Annotated in this window: 15 protein-coding genes and 2 pseudogenes; 3 read left to right on the top strand and 14 right to left on the bottom strand. The window is 71.7% G+C overall.

What is annotated here, in order from left to right; all coding sequences use genetic code 11:
* Positions 1-36 precede the first annotated feature (36 nt).
* The 6 genes and pseudogenes from ACIO3P_RS27540 to ACIO3P_RS27515 form a co-directional block, all read right to left on the bottom strand.
* Complete coding sequence (locus tag ACIO3P_RS27540) at positions 37-3,495, bottom strand: glycosylhydrolase-like jelly roll fold domain-containing protein (protein ID WP_401853543.1); 3,459 nt, start codon at positions 3,493-3,495, stop codon at positions 37-39.
* Positions 3,496-3,882: 387 nt separating this feature from the next.
* Complete coding sequence (locus ACIO3P_RS27535; RefSeq protein WP_329826751.1) at positions 3,883-4,263, bottom strand: helix-turn-helix transcriptional regulator; 381 nt, start codon at positions 4,261-4,263, stop codon at positions 3,883-3,885.
* Positions 4,264-4,394: 131 nt separating this feature from the next.
* A pseudogene (locus tag ACIO3P_RS27530) lies at positions 4,395-4,804 on the bottom strand (transposase); the annotation flags it as partial.
* Positions 4,805-4,881: 77 nt separating this feature from the next.
* On the bottom strand, positions 4,882-5,118 hold the full coding sequence (locus ACIO3P_RS27525) for a hypothetical protein (RefSeq protein WP_401853546.1): 237 nt from the start codon (positions 5,116-5,118) through the stop codon (positions 4,882-4,884).
* A gap of 139 nt (positions 5,119-5,257) precedes the next feature.
* A complete protein-coding gene (locus ACIO3P_RS27520; protein ID WP_401853549.1) occupies positions 5,258-7,345 on the bottom strand; it encodes an ATP-binding protein in 2,088 nt (695 codons plus the stop codon).
* Between the two features lie 16 nt (positions 7,346-7,361).
* The gene (locus ACIO3P_RS27515) at positions 7,362-10,319 is read right to left on the bottom strand and encodes an AfsR/SARP family transcriptional regulator (protein WP_401853552.1); all 2,958 of its coding nucleotides are present in this window, start codon (positions 10,317-10,319) and stop codon (positions 7,362-7,364) included.
* A 441-nt stretch (positions 10,320-10,760) separates the two neighbouring features.
* Between ACIO3P_RS27515 and ACIO3P_RS27510 the strand changes: the two genes are divergently transcribed.
* Complete coding sequence (locus ACIO3P_RS27510) at positions 10,761-11,192, top strand: nuclear transport factor 2 family protein (protein ID WP_401853554.1); 432 nt, start codon at positions 10,761-10,763, stop codon at positions 11,190-11,192.
* Between the two features lie 40 nt (positions 11,193-11,232).
* Here ACIO3P_RS27510 and ACIO3P_RS27505 read toward each other — a convergent pair whose 3' ends face one another.
* Positions 11,233-11,436: a hypothetical protein gene (locus ACIO3P_RS27505; RefSeq protein WP_401853556.1), complete on the bottom strand. Its 204-nt coding sequence runs from the start codon at positions 11,434-11,436 to the stop codon at positions 11,233-11,235.
* A gap of 335 nt (positions 11,437-11,771) precedes the next feature.
* Here ACIO3P_RS27505 and ACIO3P_RS27500 point away from each other — a divergent pair.
* A pseudogene (locus ACIO3P_RS27500) lies at positions 11,772-12,248 on the top strand (transposase family protein); the annotation flags it as partial.
* Positions 12,249-12,359: 111 nt separating this feature from the next.
* Here ACIO3P_RS27500 and ACIO3P_RS27495 read toward each other — a convergent pair.
* From ACIO3P_RS27495 to ACIO3P_RS27480, 4 genes are read right to left on the bottom strand one after another with little or no spacing between them, the layout of a single operon-like run.
* Complete coding sequence (locus ACIO3P_RS27495; protein WP_329826747.1) at positions 12,360-13,361, bottom strand: aldo/keto reductase family protein; 1,002 nt, start codon at positions 13,359-13,361, stop codon at positions 12,360-12,362.
* Positions 13,362-13,374: 13 nt separating this feature from the next.
* Entirely contained in the window at positions 13,375-14,004 is a 630-nt protein-coding gene (locus tag ACIO3P_RS27490) for a 2OG-Fe(II) oxygenase (protein WP_401790788.1), read from the bottom strand.
* Positions 14,005-14,018: 14 nt separating this feature from the next.
* Positions 14,019-15,677 (bottom strand): MBL fold metallo-hydrolase, encoded by a 1,659-nt coding sequence (locus ACIO3P_RS27485; protein ID WP_401853559.1) that lies wholly within the window; start codon positions 15,675-15,677, stop codon positions 14,019-14,021.
* Positions 15,674-16,648, bottom strand: a complete 975-nt coding sequence (locus ACIO3P_RS27480) for a class I SAM-dependent methyltransferase (RefSeq protein ID WP_401853561.1) — start codon at positions 16,646-16,648, stop codon at positions 15,674-15,676. The genes ACIO3P_RS27485 and ACIO3P_RS27480 overlap by 4 nt, the downstream gene beginning before the upstream one ends.
* Before the next feature lie 144 nt (positions 16,649-16,792).
* On the opposite strand from ACIO3P_RS27480, the gene ACIO3P_RS27475 reads away from it, so the two are divergent.
* Complete coding sequence (locus ACIO3P_RS27475; RefSeq protein WP_329826742.1) at positions 16,793-17,356, top strand: histidine phosphatase family protein; 564 nt, start codon at positions 16,793-16,795, stop codon at positions 17,354-17,356.
* Between the two features lie 245 nt (positions 17,357-17,601).
* Here ACIO3P_RS27475 and ACIO3P_RS27470 read toward each other — a convergent pair whose 3' ends face one another.
* The 3 genes from ACIO3P_RS27470 to ACIO3P_RS27460 are packed head-to-tail and all read right to left on the bottom strand — an operon-like array spanning position 17,602 to position 20,755.
* Positions 17,602-18,783, bottom strand: coding sequence for a phosphotransferase (locus ACIO3P_RS27470; protein WP_401853564.1), 1,182 nt, complete (start codon positions 18,781-18,783; stop codon positions 17,602-17,604).
* The gene (locus tag ACIO3P_RS27465; RefSeq protein WP_401790781.1) at positions 18,780-19,760 is read right to left on the bottom strand and encodes an aKG-HExxH-type peptide beta-hydroxylase; all 981 of its coding nucleotides are present in this window, start codon (positions 19,758-19,760) and stop codon (positions 18,780-18,782) included. The genes ACIO3P_RS27470 and ACIO3P_RS27465 overlap by 4 nt, the downstream gene beginning before the upstream one ends.
* Positions 19,761-19,789: 29 nt before the next feature.
* Positions 19,790-20,755 carry a hypothetical protein gene (locus tag ACIO3P_RS27460; RefSeq protein WP_329826739.1) on the bottom strand — a complete coding sequence of 322 codons (966 nt, stop codon included), beginning with the start codon at positions 20,753-20,755 and terminating at the stop codon, positions 19,790-19,792.
* Between the last annotated feature and the right edge of the window lie 3 nt (positions 20,756-20,758).

The following is a 20,758-nucleotide window of genomic DNA, read 5'->3' as shown; positions in this document are numbered from 1 at the left end:
GCCCCCGTGCGCCTGGCCTGAGCTGACCGGGCCGCCTCAGAGCCTGTTGGGGGTGCGGGTGAGGGGGACCTCGACGCGGCGTTCGGGGTGCAGGGTCACCGGGCCCAGGAGGCCCGAGGCGGCCGTTTCGCCGTGGGCGTTGGCGCCCGTGTTGGTGACCCGTACGCGTACGGAGTTGGTGCCCGCGCGCAGGGCGGTGGTGACGTCCGCGCGGTAGGGCGCCCACAGGCGGACGGGGAGCCGCACGCCGTTGACGGTGATCTCGGCCACGTCGCGCACGTCCCCGAGGTCCAGGTGCCAGAGGCGGCCGGACAGGGTGCGGGCTTCGAGGGTGATGTGGCGTTCGTACACGGCGGAGCCCGAGTAGGAGGGGCGCAGGTCCGTCCAGGTGGCGAGTGGGCGGCTGGTGGGCTGTTCGCCGTCGCGGTCGAAGCGGAGGCTCCAGTCGCCGTCCAGCGGTATGGGGGTCAGCGGGTCGGTGACGGTGAGGGTTCCGGCGTACCGGCGCTCGCCGTGCCGGGCCTCGACCCGGACCGTCGCCGTCGTCGCGTGCGAGACGCTTACGGTGGCGGTCCCGCGGGCGGGGCCGTCGATCGTCACGTTCTCCACCGGTGCGCTCGACTCGACCGCGTGCGGGGGTGGTGTGGTGCGGGTAGGCGGGCGGAAGACCACGGCGAGCGTCGCCTTCGGTTCGAGCGTCAGGGGTACGTCCGTACCGGTCCCCGATCGCGTCGGCGCCGTGCGCCAGACGCCCGCCGTGGCGGTCTCCCCGGTGTCCGGGTCCCAGATCTCCGGTACGCCCAGGGCCGGGAACGTCGCGGTGAGCCGTACCGCCTCCGGCCGCTCGTTGTGCAGGAGGAACGCCTGCCGGCCCCCGCGTTCCAGACGCAGCACCCGGATGTCGGGGGTGGCGGGCACCAGTGTGGCGGCGGCCCCTCCCGACGCCGCCACGGTCGCCGCCGCCTCCGCCGGGTCCTTCGCGCGGTGTGCCCGGAAGGCCCCAACGCCGGAGAAGAGCCGGGCCAGAGCCCGTGTCAACTGTTCTTCCCTGCCGTCCGGTTCGCGCCGCGGCAGTTCGCCGATCGCCACCAGCACACCGCCGCCCTTGACGAAGGCGGTGAGTGACTCCACTGCTCCTACCGACAGCACGGGCGTGTGCGGCAGGACGACGATGCCGTACTCCTGGCGTCCGACCACCAGCCGGGAGCCGCGCGGCCGGGCGTGTTCGATCAGTGCCGGGTCCCGGTCCAGCGCGCCCTCGTCCAGGAAGTCGAAGTCGATCTGCACGTCCTCCAGGGCGTGGACGGCGGCTGTGAACTCCTCGTCGAGGCGGCTCTGTTCGGGGCGGTCCTGGAGCGACTCCGCCGCCCGCTGCGGCTGCACGAGCGCGGTGCGGGCCCCGGCCGTGGCCCGGGCCGTCTCGACCAGCCGGCCGATCCACTCGTTGAGCGGCCGGGAGAGGTCCCACCACGGGTTGGCCGGCTGGAACGGCGGAGGGAAGACGATGTCGTTCCGGTCGGAGAACCGGGCGTGCAGAAGGACCTTGTTGACTCCGCGGACGACGAACGCCCCGATGACCTCGCGGGTCAGGGCCGGTGTCACGCTCCACCCCGTACCACCCATGGCCTCCAGGTAGACGCGGGTGCGCCCCGTCTGATGGGCCGCGCTCGCGGGCCAGCGCGGCAGGATCCGGTGGTACCCGCGCCGGTAGTGGTCGAAGATCAGGTCGGTGCCCGGCACCTGCGCCCACTGGTGTGCGGTGTTGAGGTTGCCGGTGCTCTTGATCTGCTCGGCCGGGCCGTACTCGTCCCACAGCGGGTTGGAGATGACATCGAGTCCGCGCTCGCCCATCCACGCGCCGAGACGCCGGTAGTAGGCGGCGGAGAACCGGTTGGAGACCGCGCGCCAGAAGACGCCGCGCAGCCGGTCCCCCTGGTCGCCGAGGTCGTCGAGGACGGCGGACAGCACGATCCCGAGGCCCGCCTTCGGGGCCAGCCCGCTGATTTCGGCGGGGAGGCCCGGGGACCAGGGAGGCTGTCCCCAGCCGGCGTCCGCGGACGCCACGAAGGGCTCGTCGTCGGCGAATCCGCGTAGGACACCGCCCACGGCCCACGGGAATCTGCGCAGGTACTCGCCGGGCACGATGTCCATGAAGAGGTCCACGGCCTCGTCGTCGAGGAGGTCGAGGTAGTTCCGCCGGCTGCCGGTGGCGTCGGCGAGCGGCCGGGAGGTGTGGATGTCGACCTGCCACCGGCCGGCGGGGGCGGTCCAGACGCCGCCGGCGTGTACGGCGGCGGTGAGGTCGATCATCCTCGGGACCGTGTCGCTCCCGGTGGCTCCGGCGGGGCGGGCCGCCGCGGCGACCACTTCGCCGAGGGCGGCCGGCGTCTCGAACTCGCCTACCGCGGACTGGTCTTCGAAGGTCTGGGCGTAGAGGGCGGCATCGGCCGGGTCGGTGACGGTGAGGCTGTCCCAGGAGGAGCGCTGGGTGGCGGCGGCGCGTACGCCGACGGTGCCGGTGGCGTACGTCGTGTCGCTCACCGGCGGGCGGGCGGCACCGTCCAGCGACGGTGTGATGACCGGGCCGCGCAGGGAGAGTCGGAGTGTGTGGTCGGCCGTGGCGTCGAACCCCGGCGTGGAGTCACCCCGGTGCAGCAGGGTGAATCCGCCGTCCCGCTGCCGCCAGATGTCGAGGCCGCCATCCGCGCGCAGATCGGCCAGGTAGCCGTTGAGGTCGTCGGAGCAGCGCACCAGCAGACCGGCGGTGGCCCGCTCGACACGGACGGTGGCGGTGACCGTGCAGTCGGCCCAGTCGGCACCCTCCTTCAGGACGCGGACACCGTCGTACGCGGCGGCGTCCGCGATCAGCCGTCCGCCGGCGACGGACAGCGCGCGGGCGGCCAGTGGGACGACCGTACCGCCGGCGACCTCGACACTGCTCCGGGCCAGGTTCTTGGCCCGCAGGTCCGGGCGCGGCGGGTGGACGCGGTCGCCGACCCGGCCGCCGTTCACCACGAACCCGCCCGCCCGGCCGCTCGGGAAGAAGTCGTCGTCGAACAGCCACAGTCGCATGTGGTGGCGGTCGGCCTCGCGGAGCGTGTGCTCGATGATGTCGAACCATGCCTCGGTGAAAAACGTGGGGCGCAGGGCCGGGGTGTCGAAGGGGAAGACCAGGACTTCGGTCACTCCCTTGTCCCGCATGTCGGCGAGGTCGCTGTCCACGAGGGCGGGGGTCACCGTGCCGTTCCAGAACCAGAGGATCAGCGGCATGCTGTCCGTACCGGGGTGCGCGAACCGGGCGGGCGAGTAGGCGCCGGGGCGGTCGGAGGTGCCTGGCCGGTCGGCGGCGTCAGGGACGGTGGAGAGGTCCGCCGGACCGCCCGGCTCGGCGGCGTGCGCGGGTCCCCAGGAGGTGGCCGCACCGGTCGCGGCGGCCGCCGCTGCCGCGGCGCCGAGTTGGAGAACGTGTCTGCGGCTGTGCGGGCCGTCGTTCATCGAGTCTCCCTCGGCCGGCCGCTACGCGTCCCGGCGGTTGTTGAAAGGTTTCAATGCTGCCGGGGACGGTAGGGCAGCTTTCCGCCCAGCGTCAATGACCACAGCGTCCGTGCGGATGGCGTACGCGTCTCCGAAGGCGCCGGGCTGTTTCCCATGAAGGCCGAAGACCCTTCGCCGGCAAGGAGACCCTGCACGACGTCATGTGCCGCCTTTTCAAGGCTGTTGGCCGGGCAACGGCGCGGTCAGCGCGACATGGGTCCGGATGAACCAAGGGGCCTGGTCGAAGATGCCGGTACGGACGAGCCCCGGGGGTCACGCAGACGGTGAGGCCGTTTGACATCGTTGTCGGTGGCTGATCGGATCTCCGGGCCACGACCGCCGCGGGGCCTACGCACCGGCCTCGCGGCGGGCCGACGGCATCGGGACGCCGAACTCGGGCATCGGCTCGCCCGACAACGGGACGGGCCGGGACGGGTGGTTCGGCCGGTCGGGCACGCGCATCCTGCTGCCGATGGCCACCCCCAACTGGAAGCGGTTGTCCACCCCCAGTCTGTCCATGAGCGAGCGGAGGATGTTCGTCACCGTGCGGGGACTGACGCCGAGCCGGCCGGCCGCGCTCGCGTCCGTGTGCCCGGCGAGCAGCAGTGCCACCAGCTTGCGCTGGCGCTCGTCCAGGGGCATGACGGCGGCGAGCCTCTCCTCCAGGGTCGGCCGTACCGGAACGGACCGCTGTTCGCCGCCGGGTATCCGGAGGCTACTGCGGCGCACAGGTGTGGGGTTCGTTGGGCTACGCACGAGGCTCCTCTGGTCGGTGTGGTCGGATGGGGTGCAGCGGCCTGGCGCCGCCGTTGTCCGGTTGGTGGAAGCTGACCGAGAAGGTGACCGGAAGATGGCTGCTGTCAATAGTTGGCTCTCGGCAGAGGGGTACTGGGGGCGAGAGGACGTTCACCTTTGCCGTCGCGGGGCATCGCGAACAGCACGTTGATCCGTTGTCGGGCCAGGCGGAGAAGCGCCTGCGTGGGGTTCTTCCCTCGGGTCCGGCCTTTGTCGTGATATGTGCGGGAGGCGGGGTCGTGCAGGGCTGCGGACGCACACAGGAACATTGCGCAGTTGAGCTGCCGGTTGCCGCCGCGTGGTGCGTGTTCGCCGTGGATCGAGGTCCCCGACGACTTCGTGGTCGGGGCGAGGCCGGCGTAGGCGGCGAGGTGGGCGGGGGTAGGAAAGCTCGTGCCAAGCCGACGGCGACCAGCAGCGTGTCGGCGGTCCTGACCGCGTCCCCTGACATCGAGGTCAGGCCCCTGGCAAGAGGGCGGAGGAAGCAGTTCCTCCGCTTTGCGCCTCACTGTCCGACGTCGAAGCCGTCAGCGGTGTCACATCCGCCCTGATCTATGCGGACACAGTAGAAGGGTCCGCGACCTGTCGACGGTCGTCTGTCCGGGGAAGTGTCTGCAGGCGGTGGCGGGTCCAGGGGTTGGTCTCGTCCATGACACCGTCCGTGGCCGTCTGGGCGGCCGTGGCGGTGCGGAGGTGGGTGGCGGCCTCGGTGGGGGCCAGGACTACAAGGGCCGCGCCGATGGCGATGATGGCGGCGAGCTTCTTGGCGCGTACGTCGGTGTTCCTCATAGTGGCCTGCTGCCTCTTCCTGGGGTCCCTCGGGCGGTGTCGATCTCTGAGGGGAAAGTTAGAGGCCGCTGTAATCCCGCCGCTTTGACGGCGCTATCTCTGCCCGATAGGCCCCGGACACGCCGCCCCCTGCCAACGGCTACCAGGTCGTCGCAGGTCCGGAGGTGTTGAAGTGGGATACTGCGGCTTGTGCCCTGTAGGTCACCTCCTGTTCCCACAGATGCCAGCACGCCCTCTCGATTCCTCGTTTCAGATAGCGGCGATAGGTGCTGAAGGACAGGGAGAACTCGCGGGCCACGGCCTGCTGAGTACTGCCGCCCCTCACGTACGTGGCCCAGACGACGGCTCGCTGCATCTTCGCCTTAGGGTCCTTGTCGATCGCCTTGATGGCCCCCACGATGAGTCGGCGCAGGTTCTCCTGGTCGCCGGGGCGGCTGGCGACGAAGGAGGCGTGCAGCAGCGGGTTGGTGGCCAGCCGTTCCCGCTGGTGCCAGTCACGCAGCGCGTCGTGTACGGCGCGGTCGAAGGACGCCCGGGACAGCACACTGGTGCTCGGCAGGCTGGCGACTCCGGGCGTCCGCAGCCCGAAGAACATCCGGTCGTCCAGCAGGTCACTCCATTCGTCGCCCCGGTGAGTGCCCCAGTCGTGGGCGAAGAGACGCACCCGCTGCTCCGCGAGCCTGGGGCCGCGCGGGAGTTGGCGAAAGTCGGCGAACTCCAGGAGCCGCGCAGACTGCTCGTCCACGTCATTGACGGCGTGCATCGTCCACTCCAACTGTTGGTGTCTGAGTAATTTCCAGGTGACGCGGGCGGCCATCCTGGCTGAGGTGGCGGTCAGTTCGGGTGCCCGCCTGCTGGCCAGAGCGAAGCGCACCAGGTCCACCTGCTGTCCGGGGCGCAGCTCGCGGCTCGCCGCGATGTGATCACGTGCGGCCGCGACTACGGGGTCGATCACCGTTTCGACCGCGTCCCAACGGTCGAAGCTCAGCACGCCCAGGACGCCGACGACGTCGCCGGTCCGCACCGACCGGTACAGGTGGAAGCCCGCGGCCTGCCGCCCGAGCCAGAAGTCGACGGCGGCGACGCGTCCCGTCCCCAGTTGCTCGTACGCGAAGTCGCGGACCGCTCGGACGTCGTCGGGGCCGCAGGGTGTCTCGTCCACCGCGTCGTCGTGCTCGTCCCATTCGAAGCCGGGGAACCTTCTTCCCCTGGTCTGGAGGTAGTTGAAGGCGCCAGCGGCTCGGAGCGAGGCGGGTTCGGGGCGATTGCGAATCACGTGCTGGAGGTAGGTGCGCACCGACTTGTGCATGGAGAGGTAGGTGTCCGGTGCCCGCCATCTCAGATCGCGGTCCAGGGCCTCTGCCACGACGGGCAGCAGGCGCAGTCCGGCCCGCCGGCTGAGGGCGTAGGGCTGGTGGCGTATCCAGCCGAACAGTTCGTGCGTGTCGTCCGGCAGGAAGACGCGCAGGAGGTCCTCGGTGGTGTCGGGCACATGGGCGCAGATCTCCAGGGCCTGCCGGTGGACGGCGGACGGCACGGGGCCCAGCACCCGTTCCAGGAAGTCCCGCACGATCTCCGGGGAGGGCTGCCACTCGCCCCCGAACGGGGTGTCCTGGCCCTGGCCGACGAGCCGGAGCGCGAGGGGGTGGCCGTCGGCGAAGGCGAGCCGGGCCCTGCCCTGGGTGACCCGGCCGGGCGTGCTGTCCCGGAGCAGACGCGCCGATTGGGAAAGGGAGAGCCCGCCCAGGCGGTGCACCCGCAGGGTGTCGGCCCAGGAGGGGTCGGTCTGCCAGCGCAGGCTCGGTGGCAGACGACCCGCGAACACCACCACCGACCCGGGCGGCAGCCGCAGCAGAAACTGGTCCCTGATCCAGTCGGCCAGCGGTTCGAGGCGGTCCACGGAATCGACGAGGAGGACCGGCGGGGCCGTTCCGGTCACAGGTACCGCGGCGCGGAACGCCTCCTCGGTGGGCTCGGTCCGTTCCCCGTCCACCTCGACGACGTCGCGTCCTCGCCGGGCGCCCTCCAGGGCGAAGTGTCTGAGCAGCGTCGTCTTACCGATGCCGCCGGGGCCGTGCAAGGCCAGGACCGTGATGGCGCCGGACGGGTCGTCGAGCGCTGTGCGGAAGGCTTCCAGCTCGTCCTGGCGGCCCACGAAGCGGCGCAGGAACGTCTGCTGTCGCGCGTGCAGGGGGGCCGCGGTGCCGGTGGGCCGCTGTCCCCTCACCGGTGCGGAGTGCGAGTCATCTTGCGGCCGGGGCATCGATACCGTCGGCGGAGCGGTGAGGATACAGCCGCGCGGCGCGGGCGTGCTCCTCGACCATGCCGAGTCTGCTGAACACCTCCATCGCTTCGGCCAGCAGTGTGCCGGCCTGCCGTGCCCGGTCCGCGCGCAGCGACAGGGCGGCGAGGTCCACACGCAAGGAGGCCGCGCCCGCATGGTCCCGGATGCCCTCGCGCAGGGCGAGCGCCCGGTCGAAGAAAGCGGCGGCGTCATCGAGTTCGCCCAGGCCCATGTGGACCCGGCCGAGGTCGTGCAGCATGTATCCCTCGCCGATTACGTCGCCGTCCTCCAGGACCATGCAAAGCCCCTCGGACAGCACCTTGCGGGCCCCCTCGAATTGCTTCCGGTGCAGGAGGAGCTGGCCCACGCGCTGGAGCACCCGGGCCTGTCCGCCGACGTAGCCGAGATCCCGCCAGATCCTCAGCGCCTCGTTCAGCTCGGCCTCCACGCGCCGGACGTCACCCTGCCTGAGCAGGATGACCGCCCGCTGGGTGAGCACGGTGGCGCGGGCCCACGGGTCGCCGCTGCGGTCGAAGTACCGCTGCGCCTTGTCGAAGAGAAGCATCGCCGAGATGTCGCGGCCGGTGAGCCGGGCCACGATGCCGAGGTCCCGGTGGCTCAGGCCGAGTCCCTTGTCGTGCCCCAGGTCCTCGAAGATCTCCGACGCCGTGGTCAGAGCCTTGCGTGCCTCGGGCAGGTTACGGCGGTTGAGGTGCAGCGATCCGAGGGAGGCCAGCAGTGCGGCCTGCCCCATACGGTTGCCGCGGCGGCGGACCACCGTCAGTGCCTTGCGGTGGGTGCGGGCCCAGTGGTCGAGATAGCCGCGGGCCTCGTGCAACGGTGCCAGGTTCACAGCGAGTTCCCACGCATACTCGTCCTCGTCTTCCTGCGCGAGCCCTTCCACGGTCAGGCTGAGGTTCTCCAACTCGGTGTCCAGCCACTCCAGTGGCCGGGCGAGGACAGTGGAGACATGCCGCTCGGGCAGGTGCCAGTGCTCGGCCGAACCGGTGAGGTAGCGGGTGCCCAGGATGCGCCGCTGGGCCTCGGTGATCAGGGAGAGCCAGGCGCCGCCCACCCGGCGGACAGCGGCACCGCGCTCGCCGTCGTCGGTCTCGGCGGCCAACCGGTCGCGGGAGAACAGCCGGATGATGTCGTGGAAGGCATAGCGCAGCTCTCCGCCCGCGTCGACGCCCGTGATGTCCAGCATCTGCACGTCGATCAGTGGTTCCAGGATGTCGGACGGGTAGGGGCCCGGCGTGCCGCCCGTCAGCGCAGCCGCCATCCAGCCGGGGAAGGTGGAGCCCTTGGTCAGGCTGAGCAGGCGCAGGAGTCTGCGGTCCGGCTCGGTGAGCCCGTCGTAGGTGAGCGAGAGGCTGGCTCGGACGGTCATCTCCCCGTGGGCCAGCTCGTCCAGGCGCCGGCTCTCGTCTGCCAGACGCCGCACCATCGACGCCAGCGGCCACAACGGGCGTGCCGCCAGGCGCGCGGCCACGATGCGCAGCGCGAGCGGAAGTCTGCCCACGGCAGCGACGAGCTCCCTGGCTGCAGCCGGTTCGCCCTGCACGCGGTCGGCTCCGACAACGTTACCAAGGAGTTCCAGCGAGTCCTTCTCGTCGAGGATGTCCAGGGTCACGCGGTGGGCTCCGGGCAGGGCGGTCAGCCGTGCCCTGCTGGTGATGAGGACACCACAGGAGCGGCTGCCCGGCAGCAGAGGCAAGACCTGCTCCTCGTTCGCGGCGTCATCCATGACGACCAGGATGCGTCTGTCAGCGAGCATGCTGCGGTAGATCTCCCCGCGTTCCTCCAGGGAGTCCGGGATGGCGGGCCCCGGCAGGCCCAGCGCGCGCAGGAAGCGGCCCAGGACCTCGCGCGGGTCGATGGGATCCGTCCGGCCGCCGTGGAGTCGGCAGTAGAGCTGGCCGTCGAGGAAGTGAGTGTCGGCGAGCCGGTGGGCTACCCGGGCGGCGAAGGTGCTCTTCCCGACGCCGGAGCGGCCGGCGACGACGACGATGCCCGTGGCCCGGTGCGGCACGGTACCGGTCAGCGCGGCCTCGGCCTCCGCGACGAGGTGTTCGTGGCCGACGAAGTCCGCGGTGTCGACGGGTAACTGACGGGGGACGGGGCCGCGCGCGGCGGTCGGCCGGTCCTCGCGGGGCTGTATGGAGTCCGCCTCCGCGGCGGGCAGGCCCGCGGTCCTTCCGGGGCCGGGGGCATCCGGCAGCCGCAGCTCCGGGTCCTCGGTGAGGATGGACCGTTCGAGGCGACGCAGTTCCTCGCCAGGCTGGAGGCCGAGTTCGTCCTGGAGCAGCTTGCGCGCCTCGCGGTACACCTCCAGAGCTTCGGGTTGGCGGCCGGATCGGTAGAGGGCGAGCATCAACTGCGCGCGGAAATGTTCCCGCAGTGGATTGTCGTTCACCAGGCGGGCTATCTCGGCAATCACCTGGCGATGGCGGCCCAGCGCCAGCTCCAGCTCCACGAACGATTCGGCAGCCGCCAGGCACTCCTCGTCGATGTGCTGGGCGACGCGGGCGAGCGCTTCGCTGGCGATCCCGTCAAGACACGGCCCCTGCCACAGGGCGACCGCGGCGCGCATCGAATCGGCCGCCTCGGCCGTCCTGCCCTGCCCGGCCAGCGTATTGGCCTCGGCCACGGTCCGCCGGAACACGTCGAGGTCGAGCGCGGAGTCCTCGATCTGGAGCATATAGCCCGGCGGCCGGGTCACGATGGTGGCCTTGACGCCTGCGGCCGCCAGCGTCTTGCGCACCCGGGACACGCAGATCTGCACCTGGGTGCGAGCGGTTTCCGGCGGCTCCTCGTCCCACAGCAGCCGGATCAGGCGATCCCGACTCTGCGGCCTGCCGTTCTCCAGGAGCAGGGCGGCGAGCACCACCTGCTGCCGTCCCGCGGTGACGGGCACCGTCCGTCCGCCGCTTAAGACTTTCAGTGTCCCCAGCACCCGAAAGGCCGGTCCCGCGCTCGGGTTACGCGGCACGGGGTGCCCACCGGTCATGATCGCCTCCTTTGGCTCACCAGCTCACCACACGGCTGAACATGCAACTTTAGAGCGCGGACTCGGCGGACAACAGCTCTGACCAGTAGTTGGATAGCTGTGGCGGGCACGGTGACCGGGAGCAGATCGCAGCGTCGCGCAAGGCGTCCGGCGGCCCGCAGTCCGGTCATGACCGCACCCCCGGACTGACCAACTGTGATCACTTTCCGAGCATGGGTTGACCACCTCCAGCCACCGAGATAACAGGACGATAGCGCCGAGTTAACGGAGTGCCGAAGGGTTGCCGGGTGGGGGCCTTCAGCGCCGTCGCACCATTGACACCGATGACGAAAGGTGGGTCTTCCAGTCATGAGACCCGACAGAATCCGCATATCGCCCACCAGCGGGACGGCGACGGCAGCAGGGGTGAGGCACGTGATGCTCACGTACCACTACCTGGATATCGGGGACACCGACGGGTACGCGTCCCTCACCGAGAGGGATCTGATCCTCGACCACCCCGGCGCCGCGCCCCACCGGGGCCGCGACGCGGTGGTCAGTCTGCATGCCGCGCAGGCCCAGCTGCTCAGGCGGCATGAGCTGACCGCGGTGGTGGCCGACGAAGACATGGTCGTCGCACTCGGCCGGGTGGTGCGTTCGGCGACCGGCGACGACGGCCGGGGCGTGCACAGCGCGGACTTCGCGGACGTGTTCACCCTGTCCGAGCAGACCCTGGTCAAAACGTGCCGCCGTTATTACTACGCCCTGCCACCGGGCCCATCGGGCCCGTTGTTCATCTGACACGGGCCTTTGCCAACCTCACGTCGAGGCCGCGCGGTGATCAGCTACGGTGTGCGGCGCTGTTGTCGGTGATCGCTCGGAACAGCTCGCGAGCCCGCTCGCAGAACTGCTCGACCTCCGCGATGTCCGGCTCGTCACCATCTGCCGGCATCCGGGCCTGGAACTGCTCGGAGCGCAGCCCGCCGTAGCGGGCCCGCACCTCGGCGGTCACCGGCTGGACCGCGATATGCAGGTGCTTGCGCACGTCGCGGCCGTGCGACCACGTACAGACGTAGGTCTACTCTGGCCGGCACAACGTCTCCACGACATGAGCGGTATCGCGCAGCAAGGGGCCGAGTCCGCCGCCGCCGTGTCGTCGAGCTCCGCGATGGCCACGACGTGGTCTCGCGGGCCGACGACCAAGGTGCCGAGATTCATCGGACCGACGACGCGGTTCACCACCCACGCAGCGGTCTCGTGCAGGACACCCCCGGGCAGTTCCCGGCGCCCGGTCAGAAGGTCACAACCAAGACACCCCGTCACATCCACGCGCACCAGCCTGTACAGAGCTCGCAGCGATGATGTCGACGACCAAAGCGAAAGGCGTTCGTGATCCTGGACGGGACGCTGCTGCCGATCGACCGGATCGCCGCCGACCGGCCCTTCTGCTCCGGCAAATACAAGAGGCACGGCATGAACGTGCAGGTCGTCGCCGATCCACACGGGAAGCTGTTGTGGGCCTCGGCCGCCCGGCCCGGCGCCGTGCACGACATCAAGGCCGACCGAACCCACGGCATCATCGACGCCCTCACCGAGGCGGGCCTGGTCTGCTGGGCAGACAAGGGCCGCCTGGGCGCGGGCGGCACCGTGCGGGTGCCCTTCCGCGGCCGGTGGGACCGGCTCTCGACAGGGCAGCGCGCGGTCAACGTCGCGCACGCCCGCATCCGCGCCCTCGGCGAGCAGGCCATGGCGACCTTGAAGACCTGGCGTCTGCTGAGGAAACTCCGCTGCAGCACCACCCGAATCACCAGCCACGTCCAAGCCGTCCGCACCCTCCACCTGACCTGCTCGAACTGAGATTGGGCAAGGCTCACTGAGCGGTCCGGCGGGAAGTGCCCACGTGGGCGGGAGGCGACTGGAGGCACGGGTAGTGGCCGGGACACGGGGAGTTGGGACCGTGGGCGGCGTTCAGGACACGGCGGCCGGGCTGGTCGTCAGGGCCGGGTCGGTGAGCGCTACCGGTGCCAGGACGGCGTCCACCGCGGCCTTGAGATCCTCATCGAGGACGATGTCGCACGCCGCGGCGTTGCCGGCGATCTGCTCGGGTCCGCTGGCCCCGATCACCGCGGCCGCCACGTTCGGCTCCCGCAGCACCCAGGCCAGGGCCAGGACGGGCAGGGGCAGCCCCGCCTCCTCGGCCAGCGGCAGCAGCCGCTGCACGCGGCCGAGGATGTCCTCACGCAGCGCTTTCTCCATGAAGTGCCCCCCGAACCCCTTGGTATCGGTCGCGCGCGACCCGGTCGGCGGCGGTCGGCCGGGCAAGTACTTCCCGGTGAGGACACCCTGCGCCAGCGGGGAGAAGGCGAGCTGGCCGAGGCCCAGCTCCCGGCAGGCCGGGATCACCTCGGCCTCGATCACGCGGTGCAGGGCCGAATAGCGGGCCTGGTTGGACACCAGCGGCACCCGTAACTCGCGGGCGAGGCCCTGCGCGGCGCGGATCTCCTCCGCCCGCCACTCCGATACGCCGATATAGAGGGCCTTGCCCGCGCGGACCACGTCGGCGAAGGCAGTCATGGTCTCCTCCAGCGGGGTGCCGTGATCGAAGCGGTGGGCCTGGTAAAGGTCGACGTGGTCGGTGCCGAGCCGGCGCAACGAGACGTCGATCGTCTCCATGATGTGCTTGCGGGACAGTCCGCGCTCGTTCGGCCCGGGGCCGACCGGCCAGTACACCTTGGTGAAGATCTCGACCCCGGACCGCCGTTCGCCCGCCAGCGCGCGGCCCAGGATCTCCTCGCCCGCGCCGAACGCGTAACCGTCGGCCGTGTCGAAACTGGTCACGCCGCAGTCCAGCGCCGACCTGACGCACGCGCGGGCGCGGTCCTCGTCGATCTGCCCGCCGTGGGTGATCCAGTTCCCGTACACCAACTCGCTGACGTGCAGACCGCTTCGGCCCAGCCGGCGGTGCCTCACCTCGTGTCCCCCCTCACGCCGCGCCGTCCGCCGCCGGATCGGTCCAGAAGTGCACGGTCACGGTCTTGCGCAGGACCGGTGCCGGGGCCCGCAGCAGGGACACGCCGTGCAGCGAACGGGCTGTCGTCTCAATGAGAACGCTGCGGTTGAAGGAGGGCATGATCCGGGCCGGGGACGCGCCGTCGACCGGTTCGCCCAGCTCCAGCCAGCCGCCGTCCTCCGGGCACCAGCCTTCGGTGAGATACGTGAACAACGAGTACCGGCGCAGCCGCCCGGTCTCCGGGTGCCGGTTGGAGCCGACGTGTGCGTGGTGCACGGCGCCGTGACCGGCGAGCCGGTAGCTGCCCCAGTCACCGTCCGGTTCCGTACGCAGCCCTTCCACCCCCGTCACCTTGCTGAGGATGGCGGCGAGGTCGTCGCCGAGCAGGGCCTCGCACAGGTCCCGCAGGGCCGGCCCGGCCAGCTCCCGGTCCTGGGAGTGCCAGCGCGGAATGCCCGGCTTCGCCGTCATCACGGCGGTGTCCGGGTAGGCGTCGGCGGCGGCGCGCAGGGCGTCGGCGGGAAGGATGCCGTTCCACACGTAGTGCGGGAAGGGGTCGGCGCGGAAGCAGGGCTCGTGGGCCGCGTTCAGCTGCCGTTCCATGGCCGCGTAGTCGATCACTGGTGTGCCTGCCTTTCTCGGGGACGCCGCGGGGCGTCCTTCGGGGTGTCCGTGGAGAGGTCCGTGGGAAGGTCTGTCGACGAGTCCGGATCTGCCGCCGCTCCGGCCGGCGAGACGCCGAGTCGTGCCCGGCCGTTGGCGCAGGCGCCGTCCGGCAGGGCGAAGCGCCAGCCGTGCTGGGGACAGACGACCGCGTCCAGTTCCGGGTCGTAGTCCCCCGGGCCGAGCCGCGCGCCCAGATGGGGGCAGACGTCGGACAGCCGGTACGTCCCCCTCGGCGTCTCCAGCATGAACGTGCCGGCCGGGCGCTCGCCGCCCTGTGCCGTTTGCCGCAAGTACGCGGCGAGGTCGTCGGGATCGCTCCACCGCAGTACCGACATCAGTTCCTCGTTGTACGCGCCGATCCCGGGCCGCCAGGCGCTGAAACGGAACGAGAAGAAGAATTCCTCCCAGCTCATCCCCCCTTCCAGGATCTCCGGCAGGTACCGCGAGGACAGGGTGAAGCGGTAGTCGTGTGCGTCGGTCTCCGGCCCGGTGCCCTCGCGCACTTCCAGCGACTGGAAGTCAACGAGCCAGAAGCCGCCCCCGGCGCCGCGCACATCGAAGGCGGCGACGGCGTCGACGGCACGGCACAGGCTCTCTCCGGCCGCGAACAGCGCCTTGAAGTGGGCGGCGAAGCCGTCGTAGAGGCTGTGCTGCGGCTCCGGGTACCCGGAGACCACCTCGGCGATGGCCGGGGCGCGTCTGTGGGCGTAGTCCGCGATGTAGGGCGCGAGGTTCTCCCAGTCGAATCTCCGTCGGATCTCCGGGTCGGCGGTCAACCGGCCCGTGGCCACGTCGAGTTCGTCACCCGGCAGCGGTGCCACGGTGCGCTCCGCCAGGCCCGGGTGGTCGTGGCTCAGCCACGCGAGCAGTTCGGGCGGCGTGGTGAACACCGAGGACTCCGCGAAGAAGTGCGGGGCCAGCTCCGGGTCGAGCAGCGCCGGCGGCCCGGCGAACGCGACCGCGCTGCGCGGGGCCAGGGCCTGCATGTAACGAGTCCACCGGCGCATGGAGTTGACCCTCTTGCGCTGGGCCGCCTCCACCTGTTCCGCGGCGGGGAAGGAGTAGGCGAACGGGAACCAGGTGGCGCCGGAGAACTGAGCCAGGACGACGTCGATGCGGGGATGGAGCCGGCGGATGGTCCGCAACTGGTCCCGGTCCACCTGGCAGTCGTTCAGGTTGACGACGACCTGGCCGGTGACGGTGTCCTCGATGACGAGAGCCGAGTCCTGGTGCCGGGGCGTGGGCGAGTGGATCAGGCGCAGCCGGAGCGGGCCGGCCTGGAACACCTCCTGGTCGCCGAGGAGGACGGGCGCCGGGCCGCGCAGCCTGCGGACGAGCCGCTTCCAGGTGGGCAGCGGGTAGTCGGGCATCAGCAGCGTGACCGACGGGTCGAGCGCGTCGAGCACGTCGGCGTCGAAGTGGTCCTGGTGGTCGTGCGACACGTACACGTGGGTCGCCTCGTGCACGAGCGGAGCGCAGGAACTGTTGTCGGGCAGCTGGTGCCAACCCGACAGGAAGGCTCCGCCCTCGGAGAACCACGGATCGCAGACCAGTTTCACGCCGTCGGCCTCCACGAGGGCACCGGCGTGCCCGAGGAACGTGATCTTCATGGCTGCCTCCACGGAGGGGTTCGGTGGGTGGTGCTCTGCTTGCGCGCCGCGACGAGGTGCCGCGCCAGGTTGGGGTCGTCCGAGCTGCTGAAAGGACGTCCCCGTACGCATATGTCGAGTCCCTCGGCCGTGAGCATGGCGGTGAGTTGCGCGGCGGTCGGGACGTGCAGCACGGAGTGGAAGACTTCGGACGGCCGGCCGCCGGGGCCGTCGTCCACCGCGATGAGGCGGTGACCGAGCAGGGCACCGTGCGCGGCGGTGAACCCCTCGCTGAGCAGCAGGTGCGGGCCGTCCCGGAACACCGAGCCGGTCCGGCGCCGGTGCACGCTCCGGCCTTCGTCGAACCCCGCGGTGCCGTCCTCGGCGAGCCGCAGGTCCAGGACGGCGATGCCGCCCGGGCGCAGCCTCCGCACCAATGAACCGAGCAGCTCTCGGAAGGCGTGCGGCGCGAAGAAGTTGGCGGCGTCGTAGGTGAGCAGCAGCGTGTCGCAGAGCGCCTCCCCTTGCGGGGCGGCGGGGTCCGTCGCGTCGCCGAGCACGAAACGGACGTGGTCCTGCCCGGCGAAGCGGCGCCGGGCGTGTTCGACCACCGCGGGGCCCGCGTCGACGCCGACGTACGCAGTCAGACCGTGACCGCCCAGCGCGGCCGCGTAGGCGCCGGGCCCGCACAGCGGATGGTACACACGGCCCGCTCGCCACCCGGGCAACTCGTGCCGCAACCAGTCGAGTTGCTGCTCAATCACCGCCGGAGGGCGGGACGAGTCCGTCGTCGTGGTGTCGGTCTGCTCCCGCAGCAGCTGGGCGCTGAACTGCGGATCGCCGTACGGCAGGGGAGGGAGCGCGGCGATACGGTCCGGCGGCAGGCCGGCGAGGTCGGGCAGCTCCGGCCAGAGGAACGGGGCGCCGTGCTCAAGGAATTCCCGGGCTATTTCCCGCGCACCGTGGTGCGCCGCTGTGTCGACCAATTCCATACCGACTCCGTAGCCTGCGGAACATGCCCGCCCTGAAATCCATTTCGGGTTCAGGTTCCGTGCGCCGGATCGGCGTGGTCAATCTTTTTGCGGATACCCGCTAATTATTGGACTCCGTCCGTCGGCCCGGGCATGATGCGCGCTATGTTCGCGAATTCATGCACCGTTGTGTTGGATCTGGTGCCGCACTGTTCCTCGTCGCCGCGCGAGGCGTGGAGCGGGGACGACGATCTGCGTCCGCTGAGCGCCGAGGGAACACGGCAGGCGGAAGTCCTCGGCCAAGTCTTCACGGAGGGGGTCGACGCCGTCTACAGCAGCCCTTCACTGCGATGCCGGCAGTCCGTTGCCCCGCTGGCCGCCGTCGCCGGGGTCCCCGTGGTGGCCGACGACCGGCTGAGGGAGGCGCGCGGGTTCGCCGAGCCGGCGGCCTGGACCGAGGGGGTCTACGCCCTGGTCGGCCCGTCGCTCGGCGGCGCGTGGGCGGCGGGCCGGGTCCTGGGTGCGCTGGTGGAGATCGCCGCCCGGCACGACGGCGGCCACGCGGTGGCCTGTTCGCACGGCGACGCCATCCCTGCCACACTGGCCTACCTGTCGGCAGCCCACGACTGCGCGCTGCCGCGGATCGTGGGCCGGGGCGCCTGGTACCGGCTGTGCGTGGAACGCGGCCGGCTCACCATGACCGGTATGCACTCGTCGGGCCCCGCCTGACGACCGGACTCCGGAGGCTCCCGAGGGCTTGGGCACGGCGTGCGGAGGACCTGCGTCCGCCGTGCTAGGTCGCCTGTCCGGCGGCCGGAGAGCCCCGGCCGGAGAGCCGGCCTCGCCTGGCCGCCTTATGGGGCTCCGTCCTCGCCGGGGCAGTCCACCGGCCCTCACCGGGACCGGGCGGGATGGTGAGCCCGCCCTCGTCGGCGCCGGGCCGCCGCGCCCCCCACCGTGCCCGGGTCCCTCCCTCAAAGATCCCGCTGCGCCTCCTCCACCAGCGCCGTCATCACCGCCGCCCGCCGTCGCGTGCCGGGATCGGCGGCCGTCTCCGCGCGGTACGCGGCGTCCCTCGCGAGCAGCCGGTCGGCGAGCCGCACCACGGGCAGCCCGAAGTGGTAGGCGGCCACGAGACGGTAGGCGAGGGCCACGTCCTCCGGGTCACACGGGCCCCCTTCCTCCGCCATCCCTGTGGCGTGGCGCGTGGCGGCGGCGTCCCCGAGGGCGAGCGTGGCGTCGGCGTCCAGATCCGCGGCCACCGCCGACGACAGGACGAGGGTGGCCAGATCCTCACCGGCCGGTCCCAGCCCCGCCTGACCCCAGTCGATCGCGACCGTGCCCCGCGCAGTCCGGAACAGGTTGCGCGGTGTCAGGTCTCGGTGCACCAGCCCCGTCGGCAGGGACCGCACCGTCCGGACGGCCTCGGCGTGCCGGCGCGCCAGCGACCGCAGCGCCGTGGCGGTCCCCGGCCGGAACAGGCCGCGCACCGCCGGATCCGCACTTGTCTCCGCGTCGGCGACCCGTTCGATCAGGGCGAACCGCGCGTGCAGGGCGGCTTGTTCCAGGAACGGCCTGCACCACCACTCCCGGGACGGCGGCGGCCGCCGCAGCGAGCGGGCGTGGAACCCGCCGAGGAACTCGGCGGAGTCGAGCAGCTCACGTGCTGTCCATGCCTCGCCGGGCGTCCCGTCGGCTCGCTCCAGCCACAGCCGGAGCCGGTCCCCGGGACCCGGCACGATCCCCAGACAGCGGACGGCCGTGAACCGGTCGGCGAGGGCATACGGGAGCGACGAGCCCAGTACCAGCGCCTCGCGCCGCCAGTAGGCCCAGTCCGCAGGACCGTCGCCGCCGTCGTCGATCTGCCGGCCCAGATCATGCGGGCCGGGCACCCAGGTGCGGTGCCGAACCTGTTTCAGCACCATCTCCCACGCGCGGTCGTCGCCGTCGCCCGAGGCCGTGCCCCGCACCGCGTACAGCCCGTCGCTCGCCCTGCTCCAGCTCTCGTAGCAGATCGGCTCACCCGTCCAGCCGCTCACCTCGGCCGTGGGATCGCCCAGCAGCGTCCGTACGGGTTCGCGCAGGTCCTCGGTGGTGAGGTCGGGCAGCGGCCCCTGGTGACGGTACGGCGGACCCGGCACCGGTGCCGCCGTCACGCCGCGCGCCGCGCGTCGGCGACGGCGGCCCGCAGGTACCCGCGCAGTGGTGCGCTGGGCACCTGGTCGAAGCAGGCGAGGGCCGAGGAGCGGCCGACCTCCAGCGACTCCAGTTCCACCTCAAGGCGGCGCCGCAGCACGGCGGCGAGCTGAGAGTCGTCGTCCGGCGCCGGCTGGATGCGGGAGAGGTAGTGGATGACGTTCGCGAACGCGAGGGCCGCGTGCACGATCCCGAACACCGGACGGTCCTCGTTCTTCCACGGGGAGTGGAAGCGGGGGCCGTCGTCGGCGAAGGACACGCCCTCGGCGTCGAGGGACTCGTTCAGCCAGGAGTGCGTGGCCTCGTGCACGAGGGTCTCGCCCAGGCGCAGCGGTTCGTCGGTCCAGTTCAGGACGACGGTGCCGGGCAGGAAGTCGAACGTGTAGCTGCGGCAGGTCGCCCCGAGCGGTACGGCCTCGGTCCAGACGACGACGGCGGTGGAGGAGCGCAGCACCTCGCCGCCTACGGCGAGCGCGGCGTCGACTGCCTCGTTCAGGGTCCGCGCGATGCGCGCCCGCTCCGCCGCGTCCTGCTCGGGCGAGCTGCCGAGCAGGTACATCCGGCTGCCGAGGCGGTCGTCGTCCACGGCGTCGCAGTCCACCGCGCGCAGTACCAGGACCGGTCCGACGGCGGTCTGTACGGCCTCGGCCCGCAGTGCCGCCCGGTTCTGCCACAGGCGCACGGCCCGCCGGGCCCGGTCCGCGTCGCGGCTCCGCGCGGCGAGGCGCGCCTGTTGGAAGGCGTGGTGCAGGACGGCGTTGTCGAAGGCGTCCGGAGCCCCGTCCGGGCCGTCGAGCTCCGTGCCCGGCGCGAGACTGCGCAGGCTGGCGAGCAGCGTGCGCGCCCGCTCGGCACGGTGTTCCACCAACCGTGCGGTCAGCTCGGCCTGGAGCGAGGTGATGGACGCGGCCGCCTCGATGGTGTCGGCTTCGGTCATGATGGTCTCCGGTCCTTTCGGGGCAGTGGTCACCGTACGGCACTCGGGGCGGCCCACCGGTCGAGGTGTTCCGCCTTCTCGTCGTCCGTCAGCGGCCGGATCTCGCGGATGTAGTCGAAGGGGGACTTGACGGCGAACTGCCGCCGGTTCCAGCAGGGATAGGTGGTGCCGATCAGTTCGGCGACGATGCCCATGCCGACCGTCTCGCCGACCCGGCCCGGCAGTACGGCACGCAGCGCGCGAAGCCCGTCGAGGAGTTCCTGCCAACGGCGCGCGACGGGCTCCGGGGTGTCCTCGGGCCGGCGGGCGGCGAGCCGGTCGTAGAGCTGGAAGGCGAGGGAGTCGGCGAAGACACCGGTCAGCCAGGCGCGGTCGGTCCCGGACAGCGGACCGCCGCGGGCGCCGACGACCTCCTCGGTGCGCAGCCACTGGCCCATCCAGGACGCGGCGCCCTCGCGCAGCAGCGCCTCGGCGCGGGACAGCGCGTCGGACCCGCCCGGGGAGAACCTGGCCACGTCGCACAGGTCGGCCGGTACGGCGGCGCCCGCCGCGTCGCCGAGGACGACCGCCCCCACCGCGAGGTCGACGACGTACCGCAGGCCGACGTCCTCCAGCACCCGCACGGCGTCGCCCACCGCCGCCCGGTCCGGCGCGGTGGCCGGGGCGAGCCGCAGCCGGCCGCCGTCCTCGGGCACGCCGTGCAGGACTGCCAGACGCGGACCGTCCGGCAGGGGCAGCAGCGCGGTGCCCACCTCGGCGGGGTCGACGGCTATGTCCGGGGCGCCGGCGAGACCCGCGAGGGCGCGGGTGAGCGGGTCGGGCAGTTCCGTGGTGTCCGGCGCCCCGGCACCGGCCGCCGCGGCTGCACGGCGGGCCCAGGCGGTGCTGTGCGGCTCGACCCACAGCAGGAACGAGTGGATGGCCCGGCCGTCCAGCGAGGCGTTCCAGCAGCGGTTCTGTGTCTCGTCGTCGTCGATGACGGGGAGGAGGAACATCGT

Origin of the sequence: Streptomyces sp. NPDC087310 (assembly GCF_044744405.1) — a bacterium.
In the GTDB taxonomy this organism is placed as follows: domain Bacteria; phylum Actinomycetota; class Actinomycetes; order Streptomycetales; family Streptomycetaceae; genus Streptomyces.
This window is presented reverse-complemented; position numbering and strand designations above follow the sequence as displayed.